21 protein-coding genes are annotated in these 20,639 nt (G+C 75.9%); 13 read left to right on the forward strand and 8 right to left on the reverse strand.

Annotated elements, in window-relative coordinates; genetic code table 11:
- Nucleotides 1-39: 39 nt before the first annotated feature.
- On the reverse strand, nucleotides 40-1,551 hold the full coding sequence (locus tag ACQKM2_RS32195) for a hypothetical protein (protein WP_427716031.1): 1,512 nt from the start codon (nucleotides 1,549-1,551) through the stop codon (nucleotides 40-42).
- A gap of 178 nt (nucleotides 1,552-1,729) precedes the next feature.
- On the opposite strand from ACQKM2_RS32195, the gene ACQKM2_RS32200 reads away from it, so the two are divergent.
- From ACQKM2_RS32200 to ACQKM2_RS32225, 6 genes are read left to right on the forward strand one after another with little or no spacing between them, the layout of a single operon-like run.
- Nucleotides 1,730-2,752, forward strand: a complete 1,023-nt coding sequence (locus ACQKM2_RS32200) for a 3-oxoacyl-ACP synthase III family protein (protein ID WP_427716033.1) — start codon at nucleotides 1,730-1,732, stop codon at nucleotides 2,750-2,752.
- A complete protein-coding gene (locus ACQKM2_RS32205; RefSeq protein ID WP_427716036.1) occupies nucleotides 2,749-3,495 on the forward strand; it encodes a glycosyltransferase family 2 protein in 747 nt (248 codons plus the stop codon). The genes ACQKM2_RS32200 and ACQKM2_RS32205 overlap by 4 nt, the downstream gene beginning before the upstream one ends.
- Nucleotides 3,495-4,973, forward strand: a complete 1,479-nt coding sequence (locus ACQKM2_RS32210) for an AMP-binding protein (protein WP_427716038.1) — start codon at nucleotides 3,495-3,497, stop codon at nucleotides 4,971-4,973. Before ACQKM2_RS32205 ends, ACQKM2_RS32210 begins: the two co-directional genes overlap by 1 nt.
- Entirely contained in the window at nucleotides 4,970-5,725 is a 756-nt protein-coding gene (locus ACQKM2_RS32215) for a glycosyltransferase family 2 protein (protein ID WP_427716040.1), read from the forward strand. The genes ACQKM2_RS32210 and ACQKM2_RS32215 overlap by 4 nt, the downstream gene beginning before the upstream one ends.
- A complete protein-coding gene (locus ACQKM2_RS32220) occupies nucleotides 5,722-6,813 on the forward strand; it encodes a cytochrome P450 (RefSeq protein WP_427716042.1) in 1,092 nt (363 codons plus the stop codon). The genes ACQKM2_RS32215 and ACQKM2_RS32220 overlap by 4 nt, the downstream gene beginning before the upstream one ends.
- Entirely contained in the window at nucleotides 6,810-7,715 is a 906-nt protein-coding gene (locus ACQKM2_RS32225) for an NAD-dependent epimerase/dehydratase family protein (protein ID WP_427716045.1), read from the forward strand. Before ACQKM2_RS32220 ends, ACQKM2_RS32225 begins: the two co-directional genes overlap by 4 nt.
- Here ACQKM2_RS32225 and msrB read toward each other — a convergent pair.
- From msrB to ACQKM2_RS32245, 4 genes are all read right to left on the reverse strand, one after another.
- Complete coding sequence (gene msrB / locus ACQKM2_RS32230) at nucleotides 7,696-8,103, reverse strand: peptide-methionine (R)-S-oxide reductase MsrB (RefSeq protein ID WP_427716047.1); 408 nt, start codon at nucleotides 8,101-8,103, stop codon at nucleotides 7,696-7,698. The two genes, ACQKM2_RS32225 and msrB, sit on opposite strands and share 20 nt — an antisense overlap.
- A gap of 15 nt (nucleotides 8,104-8,118) precedes the next feature.
- Nucleotides 8,119-9,513 (reverse strand): UDP-N-acetylmuramate--L-alanine ligase, encoded by a 1,395-nt coding sequence (murC, locus tag ACQKM2_RS32235; RefSeq protein WP_427716049.1) that lies wholly within the window; start codon nucleotides 9,511-9,513, stop codon nucleotides 8,119-8,121.
- A 66-nt stretch (nucleotides 9,514-9,579) separates the two neighbouring features.
- Nucleotides 9,580-10,047 (reverse strand): indole-3-glycerol phosphate synthase, encoded by a 468-nt coding sequence (locus ACQKM2_RS32240; protein ID WP_427716051.1) that lies wholly within the window; start codon nucleotides 10,045-10,047, stop codon nucleotides 9,580-9,582.
- Between the two features lie 146 nt (nucleotides 10,048-10,193).
- On the reverse strand, nucleotides 10,194-10,997 hold the full coding sequence (locus tag ACQKM2_RS32245) for a pyrimidine reductase family protein (RefSeq protein ID WP_427716053.1): 804 nt from the start codon (nucleotides 10,995-10,997) through the stop codon (nucleotides 10,194-10,196).
- Between the two features lie 36 nt (nucleotides 10,998-11,033).
- Here ACQKM2_RS32245 and zapE point away from each other — a divergent pair, with 36 nt between their 5' ends.
- The 5 genes from zapE (at nucleotide 11,034) to ACQKM2_RS32270 (ending at nucleotide 16,061) form a co-directional block, all read left to right on the forward strand.
- A complete protein-coding gene (gene zapE / locus ACQKM2_RS32250; RefSeq protein WP_427716055.1) occupies nucleotides 11,034-12,140 on the forward strand; it encodes a cell division protein ZapE in 1,107 nt (368 codons plus the stop codon).
- Between the two features lie 62 nt (nucleotides 12,141-12,202).
- Entirely contained in the window at nucleotides 12,203-12,628 is a 426-nt protein-coding gene (locus ACQKM2_RS32255) for an OsmC family protein (protein WP_427716058.1), read from the forward strand.
- Between the two features lie 159 nt (nucleotides 12,629-12,787).
- Complete coding sequence (locus ACQKM2_RS32260) at nucleotides 12,788-14,128, forward strand: alkaline phosphatase PhoX (RefSeq protein ID WP_427716060.1); 1,341 nt, start codon at nucleotides 12,788-12,790, stop codon at nucleotides 14,126-14,128.
- A gap of 86 nt (nucleotides 14,129-14,214) precedes the next feature.
- Entirely contained in the window at nucleotides 14,215-15,126 is a 912-nt protein-coding gene (locus ACQKM2_RS32265; protein WP_427716061.1) for a polyphosphate kinase 2 family protein, read from the forward strand.
- Between the two features lie 17 nt (nucleotides 15,127-15,143).
- Nucleotides 15,144-16,061, forward strand: a complete 918-nt coding sequence (locus ACQKM2_RS32270; RefSeq protein WP_427716063.1) for a polysaccharide deacetylase family protein — start codon at nucleotides 15,144-15,146, stop codon at nucleotides 16,059-16,061.
- A gap of 33 nt (nucleotides 16,062-16,094) precedes the next feature.
- Here ACQKM2_RS32270 and ACQKM2_RS32275 read toward each other — a convergent pair whose 3' ends face one another.
- Genes ACQKM2_RS32275 through ACQKM2_RS32285 form a run of 3 tightly spaced genes read right to left on the reverse strand, consistent with a single transcriptional unit; the run spans nucleotide 16,095 to nucleotide 18,255 of the window.
- Nucleotides 16,095-16,751, reverse strand: a complete 657-nt coding sequence (locus tag ACQKM2_RS32275; RefSeq protein ID WP_427716066.1) for an ABC transporter — start codon at nucleotides 16,749-16,751, stop codon at nucleotides 16,095-16,097.
- Nucleotides 16,748-17,584, reverse strand: coding sequence for an ATP-binding cassette domain-containing protein (locus tag ACQKM2_RS32280; RefSeq protein WP_427716088.1), 837 nt, complete (start codon nucleotides 17,582-17,584; stop codon nucleotides 16,748-16,750). The genes ACQKM2_RS32275 and ACQKM2_RS32280 overlap by 4 nt, the downstream gene beginning before the upstream one ends.
- Nucleotides 17,581-18,255: an AIM24 family protein gene (locus ACQKM2_RS32285; RefSeq protein WP_427716068.1), complete on the reverse strand. Its 675-nt coding sequence runs from the start codon at nucleotides 18,253-18,255 to the stop codon at nucleotides 17,581-17,583. Before ACQKM2_RS32285 ends, ACQKM2_RS32280 begins: the two co-directional genes overlap by 4 nt.
- A gap of 71 nt (nucleotides 18,256-18,326) precedes the next feature.
- Between ACQKM2_RS32285 and ACQKM2_RS32290 the strand changes: the two genes are divergently transcribed.
- Both ACQKM2_RS32290 and ACQKM2_RS32295 read left to right on the forward strand, forming a co-directional pair.
- Nucleotides 18,327-19,076: an aminoacyl-tRNA hydrolase gene (locus ACQKM2_RS32290; RefSeq protein WP_427716069.1), complete on the forward strand. Its 750-nt coding sequence runs from the start codon at nucleotides 18,327-18,329 to the stop codon at nucleotides 19,074-19,076.
- A 154-nt stretch (nucleotides 19,077-19,230) separates the two neighbouring features.
- Nucleotides 19,231-20,520, forward strand: coding sequence for a DUF692 domain-containing protein (locus ACQKM2_RS32295; protein ID WP_427716071.1), 1,290 nt, complete (start codon nucleotides 19,231-19,233; stop codon nucleotides 20,518-20,520).
- Nucleotides 20,521-20,639: the final 119 nt, after the last annotated feature.

Raw genomic sequence — 20,639 nt, forward strand, 5'->3', positions numbered from 1 at the left:
GTCCGGTGCGGGGGGGGGCAGGGGTGGTGGGCCGGGGGTTCAGGACTTGGGCGCCGGGGAGGGGCGGGGGCCGCCGGCGGCGGGGGACGGGCCCGGGCCGCCGCGGCCGGACAGGTTCAGCGTGCCTCTCGCCCCGAAGTTGCCCGGCCCGTTGATGGGTCCATGGAACGTGTAGTTGTGCTGGTTGATGACCTGCCGGGCATCCTCCAACGACCTGGTGTCGATGTTGTGGTCCTTGAGGAACCGCGTGGTCGCGGTGAGCACGCCCCACTCGAGGCGCTGGAAGAAGTCCACCGCGTCCGTCTCCTCGGTGAACCCCATCCGATCTCGGTCGCCGGCCCGTTCGCGGATACCTCCGGTGGCCCCGTAGTCGAACTCGATGTGCCGCCTGCCGATGACCCAGCGCCAGTACCGCAGCCGCCCCCAGCGCAGGCCCCGCGCCCAGCCCCTGCGCAGCAGCCGGGCCGGGGCCTTGAACAGCAGGGCCGGGAAGCGGCGGGTGCCGGAGACGAGGAGGGTGACCCAGCGGCCGAAGGGGTCCACTCGGAGCGTGCGCACCGCCTCGAACTCCTTCCGCAGGGGCGGGATGACGTAGGCGGCCAGCTCCCAGGTGAGGCTCGGGCGCTGGAGCCGGGCCCTCAGGTGCATGGAGACGATGACCCGGCCGCCCTCGCCGGCGCGTTCCATGCAGAGGTACGTGCGCCTGCCCTCGCCGGGCCGGGCCAGGGTCGCCCGCACCAGCTCCTCCGGGACGACGGGGCGCGGCGGCCGCAGCGGGTCGGGCAGCAGCTCCGGACCCGCGTAGCCGACGTGGGTGCCGAGCACGTACAGCCGGTCCTGGGTGCGCAGCCCCTCCAGACCGGCGATGGTGCCCATCTGCTCGGCGACGAACGCGTGCAGCTCGACCACGTCGAAGGGAATGACCTCCAGCGCCGGCCCGCCCTCGGGGTCGTCGGCGGGGGTGCTGACGTCCAGGGGCGGCCAGACCACCTCCAGGACGGCCCGGCCGCTGCCGACGAACGGGGTGTCGTGCCCCGCCACCTCGTGGTACGGCAGGGCGTTGGCCCGCTCCTGCTCGCGCAGCGCCTCCTCGACCGCCGGGGCGAGCGGCGGGACCAGCCCGCCGTGGTACCCCTTGGTCCCGAACGCCCGCAGGGCCATGGTCCGCGCCCGGTGTTCGGCGGCCAGCACCAGCAGCCAGGCGCCGAAGAAGCCGCCCACGAGCGCGAAGCGGGAAAGGTCCCACAGATCGGTCCGGTCGGTGGCGACCGCGACGACCCGCAGCACGACGCCGCCCGCCAGCAGAGCGAGGAGGCCCGTCAGCAGTGCGTCGCGCAGGGCGGTGCGGCGGGTCGCGGCCCGGGCGTGCCGGGCGACGGCCACCAGGTCGACGCCCAGTGCGGGGCCGAGGGCCACCAGCCGGTCCCCGGTCAGTTCCACCGCCGTCCCCTGTGCGAACTCCTCGTCCAGGTGCGCGGCCGCGCTCAGCAGCCTGCTGGTGGCGTCGTCCCCGTAGGTGACGAGGCCGGGTAAGGCCGTGCCGTCCGCCATATTCCCTCCCCCGTGGGTGTGGCCGGTCGGACCACGATACGGGGAGCCGTGCCCGGTGTCCCGGGGTCGGACGGCGCGTTCTCCGGGTAGCCGGACGGGGGTCCTACTCAGCGTCCCCACAAGGGAACTGAGCATCCGTACTCAGGCCGGGGCGCGGGCGGGCCGCCATCGTGGGGGCATGCCCATACAGTCTTGTGATCCGCGGCCGCGCGTCGGCATAACCGCCGTCGGCAGCCTGCTGCCCGAGGACGTGCTGTCCTCCGACGAGCTCCAGCGTGAGGTGGCCCGGCGCAGCGGCCTGGCGCTGCCCGCGCGGCTCCTGACGCAGGCCACCGGGATCGTCTCGCGCAGGGTCGCCGCCGCGGGGGTGTACGCGTCGACGCTCGCGGTGGGTGCGGCGCGCCGGGCGCTGGACTCGGCCGGGCTCGGGCCGCTGGACGTGGACCTGCTGGTCTTCGCCTCCGCGTCGCGGGACCTGGTGGAGCCGGCGACCGCGCACATCGTGCAGGCCGAACTGGGCTCCAGGGCGCACGCGGTGGACGTGACCAACGCCTGCAACAGCTTCGTCAACGGGATCGACCTGGCCCGCAGCGCGGTCCTCGCCGGGCGGGCCCGGCGGGCGCTGGTGGTCACCGGGGAGACGCCGAGCCGGGCGGTGCGCCTGGACCCGGCGGACTTCGCGGAGTTCCGCAGCGGTTTCGCCGGCTACACGTTCGGCGACGCGGGGGCGGCCGTCCTGCTGGAGGAGGTGGGGCGCGGCGGGATCCTGGACGTGGACAGCGAGACGCATTCCGAGCACTGGGAGGTCGGGGGCATACCGGGCGGCGGTTCGCGGCACCCGCGCGGGGACGCGTACACGTACTTCCAGGGGGACGGGCACGAGCTGCGCGGGGTGTTCGAGAAGGTGGGGACGGCGGTCATCGACCGGACGCTGCACCGGACGGGCATGGACTGGGAGGGGTTCGCGAAGGTGCTGGTGCACCAGGTGACGGTGCCGTACCTGGAGCGGTTCGCGGAGCTGACCGGGGTGCCGGCGGAGAAGCTGGTGGTGACGGTGCCCGAGCTGGGGAACGTGGCGAGCGCGAGCATCGGGGTGCAGCTGGAGCGGGTCTTCCCGGAGCTGGCGGCCGGGGAGCGGGTGCTGTTCGTGGGGCTGGGCGGCGGGATCAGCATCATGACGATGGTCTGGGAGAAGTCGTGAACACGCCGATGTGGGTGGTGGTGCCCGCGCACGAGGAGGCGGCGCGGCTCGCCGGGACCCTCGGGGCGCTGGCCGCGCAGCGGGACCGGGACTTCACGCTGCTGGTGGTGGACAACGCCTCGGCGGACGGTACGGGCTCCATCGCGCGGGAGTTCGCGGCGCGGGCGCCGTTCCCGGTGGAGGTGATCGAGGAGCCGGAGAAGGGGGTCGGCTCGGCGGTGGACACCGGCTTCCGGTACGCGATCGCGCGCGGCGCGACCCTGCTGGCGCGGACGGACGCGGACTGCCTGCCCCGGCCCGGCTGGACGGGTGCGGCGCGGGCCGCGCTGCGGGAGCGGCCGGGGCTGGTGTGCGGGCGGGTCACGGCCCGGCGCGACGAGCACGGGCCGCTGGGACGGGCCGGCTTCGCGGGGCTGGTGGGGGTGGCCGCGCTGTTCGGGCGGCTGCGGCCGGAGCACGCCCGGCGCCGCGGCTTCCGGGCGCCGTACCGGATGCACGCGGGGAACAACATGGCGATCACCGCCGAGCTGTACCTGGCCGTGGGCGGGATGCCGCGGCGGCCCTCGCCGACGGACCGGCTGTTCCTGAACGCGGTCCGCCGCCACACCGACCGGATCTCCCGCTGCCGGGGCATGGTCGTGGAGAACTCCACGCGCCGGCTGCGCGCGTACGGCCTCGCCGGGACCGCCCGCTGGTACCTCGACCAGGGCAGCGGCACGCACGGAACGGACGACCCCCGCTGATGCTGGACCGACTCGACAAGGCGCTGCGGGCCCGGCCCGAGCAGCCCGCCGTGCTCTCCGCGACCCGTTCGGGCGGCACCCGGGTGCGCGCCACCCGGGGTGAACTCGCCGGGCTGGCCGACGACTTCGCCGCCGCGCTGCACGCGCGGGGGCTGCGCGCCGGGGACACCGTCGGGGTCGCCGTGCGGCCCGGGCCGCGCGCCCTGGCGGTGCTGCTGGCGCTGTGGCGGCTGGGGCTGCGCGGTGCGGTGCTGGATCCGGGCGCGGGGGCGGAGGTGCTGCGGGCCCGGCTGGCGCTGGCGCGGCCGGCGCTGGTGCTGGCGGACGGCGCGGCGCAGGCGGTGGCGGGGTGGGCCCGGCCGCTGGCCCGGCGGGCGGAGCTGGAGCTGCCGGAGCTGGCTTCGCTGGGGCCGGTGGCCACGGTGGGGCCCCGGCTGCCGGGGTGCGCGCCCGCGCTGGAGCGGGGGGCGTCGCGGGCGGGGGTGCCGTCCGGGTACGAGGGCGACGGCGACGCGGTGATCGTGTTCACGTCCGGGACCACCTCGCGGCCGCGGGCCGTGGTGCACACCCGGGCGGGGCTGGCCGCCGGGATGGAGACGGTGTCGGCACTGTTCGAGGGGGGTGCGGACGGGCCGGTGCTGGGCGGGACCTTCTTCGTGCTGGTGCCCTCGCTGGCGCACGGGGCGCCGGTCGCGCTGCCGGCCCGCTCCCCCGCGACGCTGGCCCGGCAGCTGGCGCGGCTGCGGCCGCGGGACACCTATCTGACGCCGCCGCAGCTGCGGGACGCGCTCGGCGCGGGGGCCCGGTTCGGGGGCCGGGTGTGGACGGGTTCGGCTCCGGCGGGCGCCGGCCTGCTGGGCCGGGTCCGGGAGGCGGGCGCGGAGCAGGCGTGGGGGGTGTACGCGCTGACGGAGCTGTTCCCGGCCGCGGCGGTGGAGTCGCGGGAGAAGGCCGCCTTCGAGGGGGCGGGGGACCTGGTGGGCGCCCCGCTGCCCGGGGTGCGGACGGCCGTGGACGCGGACGGGCAGCTGCTGCTGACGGGGCCCGCGGCCCGGGACCGCTACCTGGGCGAGGAGCCCGATCCGTGGGTGGCGACCGGGGACCGGGCACGCCTGGACGGGGCCGGCCGGATCGTGCTGGAGGGCCGCTGCAAGGACATGGTGCTGCGCCGGGCGGAGAACATCTACCCGGGCCTGTACGAGCCGGCCCTGCACGTGCCGGGGGTGGAGCTGGGCGTGCTGGTCGGGATCCCGGCGGGCGACGGGGACGAGCGGCTGGTGGCGGTGGTCCAGCCGGAGCCCGGTGTCGCCGAACCGGCCTTGCGGGCCGCGCTGTCGGAGCCGCTGCGGCGGATGGGCACGGCCCGGCCGGACGCGCTGCTGTTCGCGCGGATCCCGCTGTCGGGGCGCTCGCGCAAACCGGACCGGGCGGCGGTGTCGGCGCTGGCGGCGGCCCGGCTGGGCAGGGGGGCGCGGTGAGCCTGTGGGTGGTGGTCCCCGCGTACGACGAGGCGGCCTCGATCGGGGGGACCCTGTCCGCGCTGGCCGCGCAGGAGGACACCGGTTTCCGGCTGGTGGTGGTCGACAACGCCTCCACCGACGGGACGGCCGAGGTCGTACGGGAGTTCGCGCGCTCGGCGCCCTTCCCCGTCGAGCTGGTCCACGAGCCGGAGCCGGGCGCGGGGACCGCCGCCGACACCGGCTTCCGGCACGCCGTGCGCGGCGGTGCGCGGCTGCTGCTGCGCACGGACGCGGACTGCCTGCCCGCCCGGGACTGGACGGCCGTGGCCCGGGCGGAGTTCGGCCGGGGGGCGGAGGTGCTGTGCGGGCGGAGCGTGCCGCGCCGCGACGAGCGGCCGACGTTCGCGGAGGCCCGGCTGCTGCCCGCGCTGGTGCGGCTGTCGGCGCTGTACGGGCGGTGGCGGCCCGCGCACCGGGACCCCCGCTACCTCGCCCCGTACGTGCTGTGCCACGGCCACAACCTCGGCATCACCGCCGAGCTGTACGTGCGCTGCGGCGGGGCGCCGCGGGAGCGGCTGGAGGAGGGCTCGGAGGACGTCACCCTGCTCAACCGGGCCCGCGAGCACAGCGCGCGCGTGGTGCGCGCCGAGCACCTGGTGGTGCAGAGCAGCCTGCGGCGGCTGCGTTCCTGGGGTGCGCGGCGCACCCTGCTCTGGTACTGGGACCGGCGTTACCGGCCCGCCGACACGAAAGAGGTCCACGTCCGATGACCAGCACCGCCCAGGCCCGGGCCCGCCGGCGCGACCGCCGGGTCTACCTGCGCAGCCACCCGCTGCTGTTCGGGCTGCTCGCCGCCACCCGGGGGCGGGCCGCGCGCCGGATCGGGGGCACGGTGCTGGTGCACGACGCCGCCGCCTACCGGGAGGCGCTGACCGGGATCCCGCTGGACCGGACGGCGGCGGGGACCACGGGCGGGGCTGCGCGGGAGGCGCTGAGCGGGGCCGGCGGGGTGCTGTTCGACCAGGAGGGCGGCGGGCACCGGGCGGGCCGTCGTTCGCTCGCCGAGGGCCTCGGCGCGGCCGGGGTGGAGGAGCTGCGCGCGCTGTGGCGGCCGCTGCTGGTGCGGGGGTCGGCGCCGCTGGGCCGGGGTGCGGAGGTGGACGTGGTGGCGCTGGCGCGGGAGCTGGCCGGGTCGGTGGCGGGGGCGCTGCTGGGCTGTCCGGCCGGGCCGCTGGTGCTGGCGGAGGCGGCTTCGGAGGCCGCGGCGGCCTCGGTGCGCGGTCACCTGCCGGGCCCGCCGAGGCCCGGGGCGGCGGCAGCAGCGGCCGGGGCGGCGGAGCGGCTGCGGGGGGTGCTGGGCGGCGGGGACGCCCTGGACGCGATGGTGGCGGTGGCCGCGGTGAACACCACCGTGGCGGCGGTGCCGCGGGCGGTCGCCTGGTGCGCGGACGCGGGGCTGTGGGGGCAGGCCGCGGACGCGGGGCTGCGGCCCCGGCTGGCGCTGGAGCTGCTGCGGGTGACGGCGGCCTCGCCGGTGCTGCCCCGGGTCGCGGCGGGTGCGGGATCGGTGGGGGGCTGTCCGGTGCGGGGCGGGGACCGGCTGCTGCTGGTGGCCCGGCACGCGGCGGGGGCGCACCGGCGCGACCCGGACGGGCGGGATCCGGCGGGGGCGGGGGTGGCGCGGCTGGTGTTCGGGGCGGGGCCGCACGTGTGCCCGGGGGCCCGGCTGGCGACCGTGCTGCTGGAGGACGTGCTGGAGGCGCTGGCGGGGTACCGGCCGGTGGTGGTGCGGTCCCGGGTGGACCGTCGCGCGGCCCTGCCGGGCTGGCGGGTGCTGACGGTGGGAGCGGGCTCGTGACGACGGTCGCGGTGACGGGTGCGAGCGGGTTCTGCGGCGGGCACGTGGCCCGGGCGGCGGCCGCGGCCGGGCACCGGGTCGTCAGCCTGGGCCGCCGTCCGGGCCCGCTGGGCGGGCACCGGTTCTGGGACGCGGCGGCGGCCGGGCCGGACCTGTCGGGGGTGGACCTGGTCGTCCACTGCGCGGCGGCGGTGGGCGATCCGGCGCCGGGCTCGCGTGCGGAGGCGGCGATGCGCGCGGTCAACGTGGACGGGACGGCCCGGCTGCTGGACGCGGCCGCCGGGCGGCCGGTGGTGTGGGTGAGCAGCGCGAGCGTCTACGACCCGCGCCGGGACCGGGCCGGGGTCACGGAGGAGCATCCGCGCGCGCACCACCTCAACGCCTACGGCCGTACGAAGGCGGCGGGCGAGGCCCTGGCCCTGGCGGCGGGCGCGGTGGTGCTGCGGCCGAGGGCGGTCTACGGCCCGGGCGACACCCAGCTGCTTCCCCGCCTGCTGTCGCGGGTGCGGGCCGGCACCCTGCTGCTGCCGGGCCCGGACGTGGAGCTGAGCCTGACGGCGGTGGAGAACCTGGCGGACGCCTGCCTGGCGGCGCCGGCCTGGGCGCCGGGCGCGTACAACGTGGCGGACGCGGCCCCGTACGGCCGGGACGCGGCGGTAGCGGCGGTGCTGCGCGCCCACGGGGTCCGGGCGCGGATCCGCCACCTCCCCCTCGGCCTGGCGGTCACGGCGGCCCGCGTGGCGGAGTCGCTGTCCCGGCTGACCGGCACCGAGCCGGCGCTGAGCCGCTACGCGGTGGACCAGCTGGCACACCCGGTGGTCCTGGACCTGACCAGGGCCCGCGCACAGGGCTGGACCCCGCGGCGGACCCTGGAGGACTACCTCAGCCCTCGGCCGGCGTGAGCCGCAGGGAGATGCTGTTGATGCAGTACCGCTGGTCGGTGGGGGTCGGGTAGCCCTCGCCCTCGAAGACGTGTCCGAGGTGGGAGCCGCACGTCGCGCAGAGGACCTCGGTGCGGACCATGCCGTGCGAGGTGTCTGCCTTGAGCTCCACCGCCTCGGTGTCCTTCGGGTCGAAGAAGGACGGCCAGCCGCAGTGCGACTCGAACTTCTCCGAGGAGCGGAAGAGCTCGGCGCCGCAGCCGCGGCAGGAGTAGACGCCCTCCGTCTTGGTGTCGGTGTACTCGCCGCGGAAGGCGGGCTCGGTGCCGGCGAGGCGCAGCACCTGGTACTCGGACGGGGTCAGCTCCGCCTGCCACTGCTCGTCCGTCTTCTGGACCTCGTACGCCATGACGCTCCCGCTCCCTCAGTTCGACAGGCGGGCGAGGATCTGCGGTCCCAGATCCGTGACGTCGCCGGCGCCCATCGTGAGAACGAGATCGCCGGGCTTGGCCATTCCCGCGATGACGTCGGCGACGGCGGCCTTGTCGTGCTCGGCGGCGACGTCGGCGCCCGCGGTGCGGGCGGCGGAGATGATCAGCTCGCTGGTGACGCCGGGGATCGGGTCCTCGCGGGCCGGGTAGATGTCGAGGACCACGGAGGCGTCGGCCAGGGCGAGGGCCTGGCCCATCTCCTTGCCCAGTTCCTGGGTGCGGGAGAAGAGGTGGGGCTGGAAGACGACCAGGATGCGGGAGTCCCCGGCGGCGCCGCGGATGGCCTCCAGGTCGGCGTTCATCTCGGTGGGGTGGTGCGCGTAGGAGTCGATGACCTGGACGCCGGCGGCCTCGCCCTTGAGCTGGAGGCGGCGCTTGACGCCGGTGTACTTGCCGAGGGCGGCGGCGAGGTCGTCGGCCGGGATGCCGAGGGCGGCGCCGGCGGTGAGGGCGGCGACGGCGTTGTGGGCGTAGTGGCGGCCGGGGACGGAGACGGTGAAGACGATCTCGCGGCCGTCCATCACGACGGCGACCTCGCTGGTCAGGCCGCGGGGGGTGATCTTGAGGATCCGGACGTCGGCGCCCTCGTCCTCGCCGTAGGTCTTGACGGTCAGCTCGGGGTTGCCGCTGACGCGGCCGGCGATCTCGGCGGCGCCTTCCTGGCCGTGGGCGACGACGAGTGTGCCGCCGGGGACGATCTTGCCGACGAAGGTCTCGAAGGACTCGTAGATCTCGTCCATCGACGCGTAGTTCGCGTGGTGGTCGAGCTCGGCGTTGAGGATGATCGCGACCTGCGGGGTGTACTTGTGGAAGCTGCGGTCGCTCTCGTCCGCCTCGGCGACGAAGACGTCGCCCTCGCCGTGGTGGGCGTTGGAGCCGGGGGCGTCCAGGTCGCCGCCGATGGCGTAGGAGGGGTCCAGGCCCAGGGCGCTGAGCGCGACGGCCAGCATCGAGGTGGTGGTGGTCTTGCCGTGGGTGCCGGCGACGGCGATCGGGCGCAGGCCGTCCATGACGGAGGCGAGGGCGTCCGAGCGGTGCACGACGGGGATGCCGAGCTCGGCGGCGCGGGCCAGCTCGGGGTTGTCGGCGCGGATGGCGCTGGAGACGACGACGCAGGTGGCGTCGGTGGCGAGGTGGCCGGCGGCGTGCCCGATGTGGACCGTGGCCCCGTGGGCGCGCAGCGCCTGGGCGGTCTCGGAGTCACGGGAGTCGCTGCCGGCCACCTGCGCGCCGCGCTGGGCGAGGATCTTCGCGATGCCGGACATGCCGGCGCCGCCGATGCCGATGAAGTGGGGCCGTTCCATCGCGGTCGGCAGGCCGGGCTTCATTCAGGTCGCTCCAGGATCGAGTGCGGGGGCCCGCCGGGGTGGGCCCGGGGGTGTGTCCGCCCCAGCCTATTCGTTGTGGGCGAAGAGCTTGAGCACCGGAACCTCCACTTTGTGCCGGGCGCGGGAGGCCCAGTCGCGGTGGAAGAACTCCTCGACCAGGTGGGGGGCGGTCAGGACGATCACCTCGTCGGCCGCGGTCTCGTCGACGACGGCCTTCAGTTTGTCGAGCGGGTGGTCCTCGACGATCTGGCCGACGGCCTTGGCGCCCTTGGCGCGCAGGGCGGCGAGCGAGTGTTCGAGCGCCTGTGCGGCGGGCCCGCGGGCGGCCTCGCCCTCGGGCACGTCGGCCTCGTGGAGGGCCTCGGGCAGCTCGCCGAGCGCCACGTCGTCGATGGCGCGGAGCAGCCGGTCCTGGTCACCCCTGGGTTGCATGAGGACGAAGAAGGAGACCGGGTCGTCTCCGTGCAGGGTGGTGACGAAGTCCACGTCCACCGTGGTCAGCGGCTGCTCGATCATCAATACGCTCGTGAACACGGACGCCCTCTCCTTCATGGGCCGAGGCCGGTCGGCCGGCCCCTGCGGAAACCATCCTGCCCCGCCGGCGCGCGGGGCCTCGCGAGTATGTGTGCCCAGGTATGTGCCCGTCGGAAGCTAAGCGGAACGAGAAATTCCGCTCCTTGTCAGATCCGACGGTAGCTGGTGAACAGGAACCCGGCCTCCTCCAGTACACAGGCGGGCGCGAGCCGGTGCGGCACCGCGACGGAGGGCCCGCCGGAGATCCGCTGGGCGCCGCCCGCCGTGAGCGTCGGGGAGATCGTCAGGCACAGCTCGTCCAGGACGTCGGCCGCCACGAACTGCCCCAGCAGCCGGGGCCCGCCCTCGGTCAGCTGCCGCCGCAGCCCCCGGGCGGCCAGCTCGCGCACCGCCCGCTCCGGGTCCGCGCCGGCCCCCTCGCCCGCCACCACGACCTCCGCTCCGGCCGCGGCGGCCGCGGCCACCCGGTCGGAGGGGGCCCCGGCCCCGGTGACCACCAGGGTGGGGACCAGCGGCGAGGTGAACAGGGGCAGGGTGAAGTCCAGGTCCAGGCTCGCGGTCACCACCGCGATGGCCGGGGCGGGACCCTGCCCCGCGGCCGCGCGCCGGGCCGCGAAGGCCTCCCGGGCCCGCGCCGGGCGGTACCCCTCCTGGCGAACCGTTTCCGCCCCCACGACCACCACGTCGGCCAGGGCCCGCAGGGTCCCGAAGATCCGCATGTCGGTCTCGCCCGAGATGGGCTGGGAGCGCCCGTCGTGCTGGGCCGCGCCGTCGAGGGTGGACACCATGTTGGCCCGCAGCCAGTGGGCGCCCGGGGCCAGCTCCGGGTACGCGTAGGCGTCGGCGAGTTCGTCGAGCGACCACTCCCGGTCGCCGGACGGCCACACACCGTCGGCCGGGCCCCCGGGAGCGGCGGATGTCTGATCGGTCACAGGGAACAGGCGTCGCATCGGTGCAGTGTGACACGCCCCGTAGAGTTGAGAGCTGTGTCGACATCTCTCTCCACCTCCGGTCCTGCCTCCGGGCAGCCCCCCATAGCCGACGCGGGCCCACTCGCCCTGTGCGCCCGCGAGCCGCGCGTGCCGGCCGAACGGCTGGTGGCCGAGATGGTCCCGCCGCCCCGCTTCGACTCGGTGCGCTTCGACACCTACAACCCCGACCCGACGCAGCCGAGCCAGGCCGAGGCGGTCCAGGTGCTCAGCGGCTTCGCCGCCGGTCTGGGCGGCGCCCACGCCAGCGGCGCCGGCAAGCGCGGGTGGTTCCGGAAGAAGGCACCCGCCCCGGCCGCCGGCCCGCGCGGGGTCTACCTCGACGGCGGCTACGGCGTCGGCAAGACCCACCTCCTCGCCTCCCTCTGGCACGCCACCCCGGCCGAGCCCGCGCTCAAGGCCTTCGGCACCTTCGTGGAGCTCACGAACCTGGTCGGCGCGCTCGGCTTCCAGCAGACCGTGCAGACCCTGGGCGGGCACCGGCTGCTGTGCATCGACGAGTTCGAGCTCGACGACCCGGGCGACACCGTGCTGGTCTCCTCCCTGCTCAGCCGCCTCGTCGAGCAGGGCGTGGCGCTGGCCGCCACCTCCAACACGCTGCCCGGCAAGCTCGGCGAGGGCCGCTTCGCCGCCGCCGACTTCCTGCGCGAGATCCAGGGGCTCTCCGCCCACTTCCGGCCGCTGCGCATCGACGGCCAGGACTACCGCCACCGCGGCCTGCCCGAAGCCCCCGCGCCCTTCTCCGACGAGCAGGTCGCCAAGGCCGCGTACGCGACCCCGGGCGCGAGCCTCGACGACTTCCCGGGCCTGCTGGACCACCTGGCGAAGGTCCACCCGAGCCGCTACGGGGCGCTGACGGACGGAATAGCGGCCGTCTGCCTGACCGACGTCGTCCCCGTGCCGGACCAGTCGACGGCGCTGCGCCTGGTGGTGCTCGCCGACCGGCTGTACGACCGCGAGGTCCCGGTGCTGGCCTCCGGGGTGCCCTTCGACCGGCTGTTCAGTGACGACATGCTCAACGGCGGTTATCGGAAGAAGTACTTCCGAGCCATATCGCGGCTCACCGCGCTCGCGCGTGACGCGAAACCCCTGGTCTCCCAGTAGGTTTGGCACGGCCGGGTCGCTTCTCGCGGCCCGGCCGTTTCCACTTCTGCGAAGGGACCACCATGGCCACCACGCGTCACGCGCACACCGTCTGGGAAGGCAACCTGCTCGAGGGCAAGGGTCAGGTGACCCTCGACTCCTCCGGCAAGGGCACCTTCGACGTCTCCTGGCCCTCCCGCGCCGAGGCCGCCAACGGCAAGACCAGCCCCGAGGAGCTGATCGCAGCCGCCCACTCCAGCTGCTTCTCGATGGCCCTCTCCCACGGCCTCGCCGGCGCCGGCACCCCTCCCACCCGCCTGGAGACCAAGGCCGACGTCACCTTCCAGCCCGGTGAGGGCATCACCGGCATCCACCTGACCGTGGAGGGCGAGGTGCCGGGCATCGACAACGACGCCTTCGTCGCCGCCGCCGAGGGCGCCAAGAAGAACTGCCCGGTCAGCCAGGCCCTGACGGGTACGACGATCACCCTGAGCGCCAAGCTCGCCTGATCCCCTCCCTTCTCGTCACCGCCGGGCCCCGCGCGCACGCCGCGCCGGGGCCCGGTGGGGTGACGGGGGCGAGTGCCCGCACGCGTCGCGCGGAACCCGGACGCCCGGCGTGGTACCACGGGCCGGTCACATCTCCATTGGCCCAGCGGGGAGTTGCCGATGTCCGTCACCCGACGCAGCCTGCTCGCGGCCGGCGCGGTCGCCTTCAGCGGAGCCCTCGGAGCTCTGTTCGCCCCCGGCGGGGCACGCGCCTCCGCCCGCGGGTACGGGCCGCTGCTGCCCGACCCGGCCGGACTGCTGGACCTGCCCGCGGGTTTCTCGTACCGGGTCCTCTCGCGCGCCGGGGACCCGCTGCGCTCGGGCGAGGGCACGGTGCCGGCCAACTGCGACGGCATGGCCGCCTTCGGCGCGGGCGGCGGCCGGCTCCGCCTGGTCCGCAACCACGAGAACCGCGCCACCGCCGCACTGCGCGTCCCCGCCGTGGACGGGCTCACGTACGACCCCGGGGCGCTGGGCGGCTGCACGGTGCTGGAGCTGGACGGGGCGGGCGCGGTGCGCGCCGAGCGGGTCGGCCTCGCCGGGACCGCGGTCAACTGCGCGGGCGGGCGCACCCCCTGGAACACCTGGCTGAGCTGCGAGGAGACCGAGGACCGGGCCGGCGACTCCGGGTACTCCCGGGACCACGGGTACGTCTTCGAGGTGGACCCGGCCGACCCGCACCGGCTCGGTGCCGTCCCGCTGACCGCGCTGGGCCGCTTCGCGCACGAGGCCGTCGCCGTGGACCCGTACCGGGGGGTGGTCTACGAGACCGAGGACGCGTTCGTGAAGCCCTTCGGGCTCTTCTGCCGGTTCCTGCCCGCGCGGCCGCTCGGCGGGCCCGGCTCCCTGCGGGCGGGCGGCCTGCTGGAGGCGATGCGGGTGCCCGGGGTGGCGGACCTGTCGGCGGTGGACGAGCCGGGGGCGGAGTTCCCGGTCGAGTGGGTCCCCGTACCGGACCCCGCGGCGGCCGTGACGCCGGTCCGCTTCCAGGACTTCGGGCCGCGCGGCATCACCCACGCGCAGAAGCTGGAGGGCTGCTACTGGGGAGGCACCGGCGTGTACTTCGTCTCCAGCTACGCCCGCGGCCGCGAGGGGGCCGCCGCCGACCACCACGGGCAGGTGTGGTTCCACGACCCGGTGCGCGGCCGGCTCCGGCTGGAGGTGCTCTTCGGCCCGTCGGCGGACACCGCCCTGCCCGGGGACTCCCCCGACAACATCTGCCTGGCCCCCGACGGGGGGCTGATGGTGTGCGAGGACGGCGGCGGCGACCAGTACGTCTTCGGGGTCACCCCGGGCGGGGAGGTCTACCCGGTGGCCCGCAACGCGGACGACATCGGCACCGCCGGGGCTCCGGAGTGGGGGGAGTTCGCCGGGGTCACCTTCTCCCCCGACGCGCGGACGATGTACGTCAACGCCTACGCGCCGGGCACCACGTTCGCGGTCACCGGCCCCTGGCGGTGACCCGCCGGCCGGGCAGCGGCCGTCTCGCGCCGCCGTCCGATGTGCTGCACGATCGTACGGAACCGAGCGGATCGGGGTGGACGGCAGTGGCCGGGAAGCGGAAGAAGGACGGCGGCGCCCGGGGTGCCGGTGCCGGGGAGCCCCGCGAGGGAGCGGACGGCCCGGCGCTCGCGCCGCTGCTGCGGGTGCCGCCCGGGGAGCGGGTCCCCCTCGCGGAGCGGGACACCTCCGCCACCCCGGGCGGGCCGTCCGGCAAGGCGGCCGGGGCCGAGGCCGTCGCCCGGATGGCCCAGCCGCTGGCCTCCCTCCAGGAGCGGCTGTACGCGGCCAGCACCGCCGGGGACCGGCGCAGGCTGCTGCTCGTCCTCCAGGGCATGGACACCAGCGGCAAGGGCGGCACGGTCAAGCACGTGATCGGCCAGTTCAACCCGTCCGGCTGCCGGATCAGGGCCTTCAAGGCCCCCACCCGCGAGGAGCGCGCCCACTCCTTCCTCTGGCGGATCGAGAAGGCCCTCCCCGAGCCCGGCGAGATCGGCATCTTCGACCGTTCGCACTACGAGGACGTGCTCGTGGCCCGGGTGCGCGAGCTGGTGCCGGCCGACCGGGTGGAGCGGCGGTACGCGCAGATCAACTCCTTCGAGAAGGCCCTCGCCGACGACGGCGTGACCCTGGTGAAGGTCTTCCTGCACATCGGCCGGGAGGAGCAGCGCGAGCGGCTCCTCGCGCGGCTCGACGACCCGCGCAAGCACTGGAAGTTCAGCCCGGGCGACCTGGAGGACCGCGAGCTGTGGCCCGCGTACCGGGAGGCGTACGAGCTGGCGCTGGAGCGCTGCTCCACGGAGGCGGCGCCCTGGTACGTGGTCCCCGCGGACCGCAAGTGGTACCGGAACTGGGCCGTCGGAAAGCTGCTGCTGGAACATCTGGAGGCGATCGGGCCGCAGTACCCGCCGGGTGACTTCGACGTCCAGGAGTGCCGCAAACGCCTGCTTGCCACATAGTCATATATTTTGCGTACGTGACCCTTTCTGTACGCAAAGTAGCGGCAGTGGCCGTGCTCGGCGCCGCCCTGGCGGGATGCGGGAGCGGCGCCTCGGGCCCCCCGCAGGGCGCCGGGCAGGCCCGCCTGGCCAGTCCCGCGGCCTCCGGCCCGGCCACCGCGTCCGCCCAGGCCTCCCCCTCCGCCCCCGCGTCCCCCTCCGCCTCCGCCTCCCCGCTGCCCGGCGCGCCCGCCAAGGTCCCGGTCCTGACCCCCGGCGCGAACGGCCTGACCCCCGTCTTCGAGCGGACCCGGCAGCGCTCCGAGAAGACGGTGGCACTCACCTTCGACGCCGACATGACCTCCGACCAGGGACCGCGCGCCGCCTCGGGGGAACGCTTCGACAACCCCGACCTGATCGACACCCTGCGCCGGCTGAAGGTGCCGTCGACCGTCTTCATGACCGGACGCTGGGCCGAGGAGTACCCCGACCAGGCCAAGGCCATCGGCACGGACCCGAACTTCGAGATCGCCAACCACTCGTACAGCCACCACGCCTTCAAGTCCCCCTGCTACGGGCTCCCCGCACTCGACGGCGACGCCGCGCGGGCCGACGTGGAGCGGGCCTTCGCGGCGTTCGGGAAGGCGGGCGCGGTCAACACCGTCCCGTACTTCCGCTTCCCCGGCGGCTGCTACGACGACCGGGCGCTGAGGGCCCTGGCCCCGGCGAAGGTCACGGCCGTGCAGTGGGACGTGGTCAGCGGGGACGCCTTCGCCAAGGACCCCGACGCGGTGGCGGAGCAGGTGCTGGCCGGGGTGAAGCCCGGGTCGGTGGTGGTCATGCACTGCACGCGCAGCGCGGCCCCGGTGACCGAGCAGGCGATCCAGAAGATCGTCCCGGAGCTGCGAAAGCGGGGATTCCGCTTCGTCAAGGTGTCGGAGCTGATGGGGAAGTAACGTTCCTCCACCCGGGGGCTCCAGCCCGCCCGGTCAGCTCCGCCGCGTGCTGACCAGGCAGGCCACCGCGCCCGCCGCCCCGGCCAGCAGCACCGCCCCCGCCAGCGCGCCGAGCGGCAGCGGCGCGGTGCCCGCGCGGGCCGACCCGACCAGGGCGGACACCGCGCTGCGGGCCGGGGAGAAGGCCGCCACCCAGGCCAGCAGCGAGCCCACGCCCCCGGCCAGGACGGCGCGGCCCCGCCCGCGGAGCAGCGGCCGGCTGCACACCGCGCCCACGGCCGTCCCCGTCAGGGCGCACACCGCCAGCGCCACCGCTCCGGCGAGGGCCGTACCGGCCGCGGGCTGGTACGTGAGGTCGCAGGCCAGCAGGGCGTAGGCCGCGCCCGCCGCCCCGGCGAGCAGCGTCCCGGCCAGCGCGGTCAGCAGGGCCGCGGCGTGCACCCGTACCGGACCGGCCGCGGCGGCGGACACGGCGCGGGCCGCCGGGGGTTCGGCGGTGACGCAGACCCGGACCAGCCAGGCGCTCATCGGCACCAGGCCGGCCGCCGTGTAGCCGAGGGCGTCGAGCGCCGGGTCGCCGGAGCGGACGCCGACCGCGACGAACGCCGCGTACAGGACGAGCGGGCCGATCCAGTGCTGGGAGCGCAGCAGCAGGGCGCCCTGGTAGCGCAGCAGGGCGGGGACGGTCACGGGAGTTCCTCCACGGCGCGGATGTGCCAGGGCGGGCCGGCGGTGAGCAGCTCGCGCAGAACGGCGTCGGAGCGGGCGGCGTCCACGGTCAGCAGGACGCCGCCGTCGGGGGCGGGTGCGGCCGCGGCGGCCAGGCCCGGGGGCGGGGCGGCGCCGGGCGGGCCGGCCGCGTGGATCCGTACGGCGTGCGGGCGCGGGCCCGGGTGCGCGGCCGCGGCCGCGGCCGCGTCCTCCAGGGCGCCGCCGCGCACCCGGTAGTGGGCGTCGGGCAGGCCGGCCAGCCGGGCCGGGTCGTGGTCGACGAAGACGACCGTGGCCCCGGCGGCGGTGCGTTCGGCGACGGCCCGGTCCAGTTCCGCCCGGGCGGGCGCGTCCAGCCCGGTCCAGGCCTCGTCGAGGACGAGCAGGCCCGGCCCGGCGAGCAGTGCCTGGGCGACGGCCACCTTCTGGCTGGTGCCCTTGGACAGTTCGGCCATCGGGGTGCGGGCGTACGCGGCGGCGCCGAACCGCTCCAGCCCCTCGGCCGCCCGCCGGGCCGCCTGGGCGCCCGTCAGGCCGTGCACCCGGCCGAGGTGGGTCAAGTAGGCGCCGGCCGTGAGCGGCAGGGCCGCCGGGAAGCGTTCGGGGACGTAGGCGGTGCGGGCCGGGCGGCCCTCGATCCGGCCCTCGGTCGGCGTGTCGATGCCCGCGACGATCCGCAGCAGGGTGGACTTGCCGCCGCCGTTGCCGCCCTCGACGCGGACCAGGGCGCCGGCCGGCAGCTCGGCCGTGACCCCGCGCAGTACCCAGGGCCGCCGCCTTCCGTAGCGGCGGCCCACACCGGTGAGCTTCAGTGCGCCGCCGCCGTCTCGGTGAGCTCGCTGGGCCGGACGATGACGAAGCCCTCGCCGCTCAGCTTCAGCTGGACGGCCTCGCCGGAGCCGCCGCGGATCATGGAGCCGACGGACTGGGAGCGGTGCAGCCCGGTCTCCAGCGCCGCGCTCCAGCCGACGACCGCGTCCGTGTCCACGTACACCGGCGCCCGGCCGGTGACCGGGATGATGATCGGGTTGCCGTCGCAGACCACGGCGAGCTTGCCGGTACCGGTGAAGAGGCTGTTGAAGAGCCCGCCGCCGGTCATCCCGGCGCCCTTGACCATCCGGATCTCGTAGGACAGCGTCGGGTCGAAGCACAGCACGTTGCGCCCGTTGATCGTCAGGGCGTCGCCGGGCTCGAAGTCGATGATGAAGCAGTTGCCGGCCTGGTGCGCGAACCACGCCTCGCCCTGGCCGCGTACGGACATCAGCGCGAGCCCCTCGCCGGTGACGGCCCGCTTGAGCATCCCGCCTATGCCCTGGCCCTTGCGCTCGAACTGGAGGTTGCCGCGGAAGGCGACCATCGACCCCTGGCGGGCGAGCATCTCCCCGTTCACCGCGTACTTCACGGACTTGGCGTTCTGCAGGGTCATACCCGGTGCGGTGGCGGGCTGTACGAGGTTCTCACTCGCGAAAAGGTCGCTCTTCATGGACCCGATCCTCACCCGCTCCGCCCACCCGGGACATCATCCTGAAGGCGGAGGCTGGCATGCTTGGCAGGATGAGCAGCCAGCACGTGAACGAGACCACAGACGTACCCGCGGTCGGCGCGGACAGCCCCTTCCGGCGCGAGCACGCGCTGCGCGACGAGGCCCCGCAGTTCGTCCTGCCGCTGGTGGTGCGGATCGAGAAGGACGGACCGCCGGCGCGGACCGACGCGCTGGAGACGGCGGCCCGTGCGGTGCTGGTGCTGCTGACGGACGAACGGTCGCACGGCGAGGGCGAGTGGGCGCGGGCGGTGCGCGACTGGCAGGACGCGCGGATCCGCAAGGTGGTCCGGCGGGCGCGCGGGGCGGAGTGGCGCAAGGCCGGGACCCTCCCCGGTGTCACGGTCGAGGGGCGGGCCGCGGAGGTCCGGGTCTTCCCGCCGGTCCCCCTGGACGGCTGGCCCAAGGAGCTGGCCAAGCTCCAGGTGTCGGGCACCGACCTCGACGACCCGGAGCCGGCGGGCCCGGTCGAGCCGGGGATCCCGGTGCTGTGGCTCAACCCGGACCTGGACATGTCGGCCGGCAAGGCGATGGCCCAGGCGGGCCACGCGGCGCAGCTGGCCTGGTGGGAGCTGACGGCGGCCGAGCGCGCCCTGTGGCAGGCCTCCGGCTTCCGGCTGGCGGTGCGCACGGCCCCGCGCGAGCGGTGGGCGCGGCTGAGCGGCAGCGGGCTGCCGGTGGTCCGCGACGCCGGCTTCACGGAGATCGCCCCGGGCTCCTGCACGGTGGTCTCGGACCACCCGGCCCTGCGCGCCCGGCTCTGAACCGGCGGGGCGGATCCGCCTGGTGGGGCGGGAGGTCCTGACCGCGGCCCCGGAACCTCAAATGTTGCTCTGAACGTCCCCCACTGGTGGTTGGCCGGCCCGTGCCGGGGCCATCACTTCGGCATACGGTCCGCATAAAGGGGGCGAGGGGGACATGAAGCCCATGGAACGCCTGGGGGTGGGCATCGGCTGGCGGCCGGAGATCGCGGACGCGGTCGAGCGGCTGGACGGCCTGGACTGGGTCGAGGTGGTGGCGGAGAACGTCTGTCCGGGCCACCTGCCCGAGTCCCTGGTGCGGTTGCGCGAGCGGGGGGTCCGCGTCGTCCCGCACGGGGTCTCGCTGGGCCTGGGCGGTGCCGACCGGCCCGACCCGGCGAAGCTGGCGGCGCTCGGGGAGCGGGCGGTGGAGCTGGGGGCGCCGCTGGTCACCGAGCACATCGCCTTCGTGCGCACGTCCTCGCCGCTGCTGGAGGCCGGGCACCTGCTGCCGGTGCCCCGGACCCGGGACGCGCTGGCCGTGCTCTGCGAGAACGTGCGGATCGCGCAGGACGCGCTGCCCGTGCCGCTGGCGCTGGAGAACATCGCCGCTCTGGTGTCGTGGCCCGGGGAGGAGCTGACAGAGGGGCAGTTCCTGACGGAGCTCGTCGAGCGGACCGGGGTGCGGCTGCTCATCGACGTGGCGAACCTGCACACCAACCGCGTCAACCGCGGCGAGGACCCGGCCGCCGTGCTGGACTCGGTCCCGCTGGAGGCGCTGGCGTACGTGCACGTGGCCGGGGGCGTGGAGCGCGACGGCGTCTGGCACGACACCCACGCGCACCCCGTGCCGCCGGTGGTGCTCGACGTACTGGCCCGGCTGCGCGAGCGGGTGGACCCGCCCGGGGTCCTGCTGGAGCGGGACGACGACTTCCCGCCCGAGGCGGAGCTGGCCGCCGAAGTGGCGCGGATCCGGGCGGTGGTGGACGCGGGCGGGCCGCCGGGGGCGGTGCGGGAGCGGGTGGTCCTGCGCGAGGAGGGCCCCGGCCCGGCCGGTGAGGCCGCGCGGACCCGGCTGGCTCTGGAGCAGGCGGCCCTGCTGTCGGCGCTGGTCGCCGGGACGCCCGTACCGGAGGGCTTCGACCGGCAGCGCGTCCGGGTGCAGGCGCGGGCGCTGGCCGCCAAACGGGCCTCGGTGGTCGCGAAGGTCGCGCCGGAGCTGCCCGGGATCCTGGGCGGTCCGGCCGCGTTCCGCACCGCGTTCCTCGGCTACGCCCGCGGCCGCCCGATGACGGCCGGGTACCGCCGCGACGCGCTGGACTTCGCCGAGCACCTCCTCGTACGGGACCTGCCCGCCGACCCGGCCGCGCGGCGCCGGCTCACCGCCTGGTGGCGGGAGCGGGCGGGGGCGCGGCCGCGGGGCCGGTTCGCGCGCTGGGCCCGCTTCCTGACCGGGCGGACGCCGTGAACGCGCTCGCCGTCGCCGTCTGGGCGGCCGTCGCCCTCTCCACCGTCCTGCTGCTGCTCGCCGTGCGCCGTGCCCGGCCGCCGGCGGCCGGGCACGCGCCGGAGGCGCCAAATGAGCGC

This window comes from Streptomyces sp. NPDC004126, assembly GCF_050275515.1.
Lineage (GTDB): Bacteria > Actinomycetota > Actinomycetes > Streptomycetales > Streptomycetaceae > Streptomyces.

Excerpts from the sequence above, each read along its gene's own strand:
- ACQKM2_RS32295 (WP_427716071.1), top strand. The coding sequence starts at position 19,231 with ATGAAGCCCATGGAACGCCTGGGGGTGGGCATCGGCTGGCGGCCGGAG.
- murC (WP_427716049.1), bottom strand. The coding sequence starts at position 9,513 with ATGAAGCCCGGCCTGCCGACCGCGATGGAACGGCCCCACTTCATCGGC.
- ACQKM2_RS32200 (WP_427716033.1), top strand. The coding sequence starts at position 1,730 with ATGCCCATACAGTCTTGTGATCCGCGGCCGCGCGTCGGCATAACCGCC.
- ACQKM2_RS32255 (WP_427716058.1), top strand. The coding sequence starts at position 12,203 with ATGGCCACCACGCGTCACGCGCACACCGTCTGGGAAGGCAACCTGCTC.
- ACQKM2_RS32245 (WP_427716053.1), bottom strand. The coding sequence starts at position 10,997 with ATGCGACGCCTGTTCCCTGTGACCGATCAGACATCCGCCGCTCCCGGG.
- ACQKM2_RS32195 (WP_427716031.1), bottom strand. The coding sequence starts at position 1,551 with ATGGCGGACGGCACGGCCTTACCCGGCCTCGTCACCTACGGGGACGAC.
- msrB (WP_427716047.1), bottom strand. The coding sequence starts at position 8,103 with ATGGCGTACGAGGTCCAGAAGACGGACGAGCAGTGGCAGGCGGAGCTG.
- ACQKM2_RS32220 (WP_427716042.1), top strand. The coding sequence starts at position 5,722 with ATGACCAGCACCGCCCAGGCCCGGGCCCGCCGGCGCGACCGCCGGGTC.
- ACQKM2_RS32260 (WP_427716060.1), top strand. The coding sequence starts at position 12,788 with ATGTCCGTCACCCGACGCAGCCTGCTCGCGGCCGGCGCGGTCGCCTTC.
- ACQKM2_RS32290 (WP_427716069.1), top strand. The coding sequence starts at position 18,327 with ATGAGCAGCCAGCACGTGAACGAGACCACAGACGTACCCGCGGTCGGC.
- ACQKM2_RS32210 (WP_427716038.1), top strand. The coding sequence starts at position 3,495 with ATGCTGGACCGACTCGACAAGGCGCTGCGGGCCCGGCCCGAGCAGCCC.
- ACQKM2_RS32285 (WP_427716068.1), bottom strand. The coding sequence starts at position 18,255 with ATGAAGAGCGACCTTTTCGCGAGTGAGAACCTCGTACAGCCCGCCACC.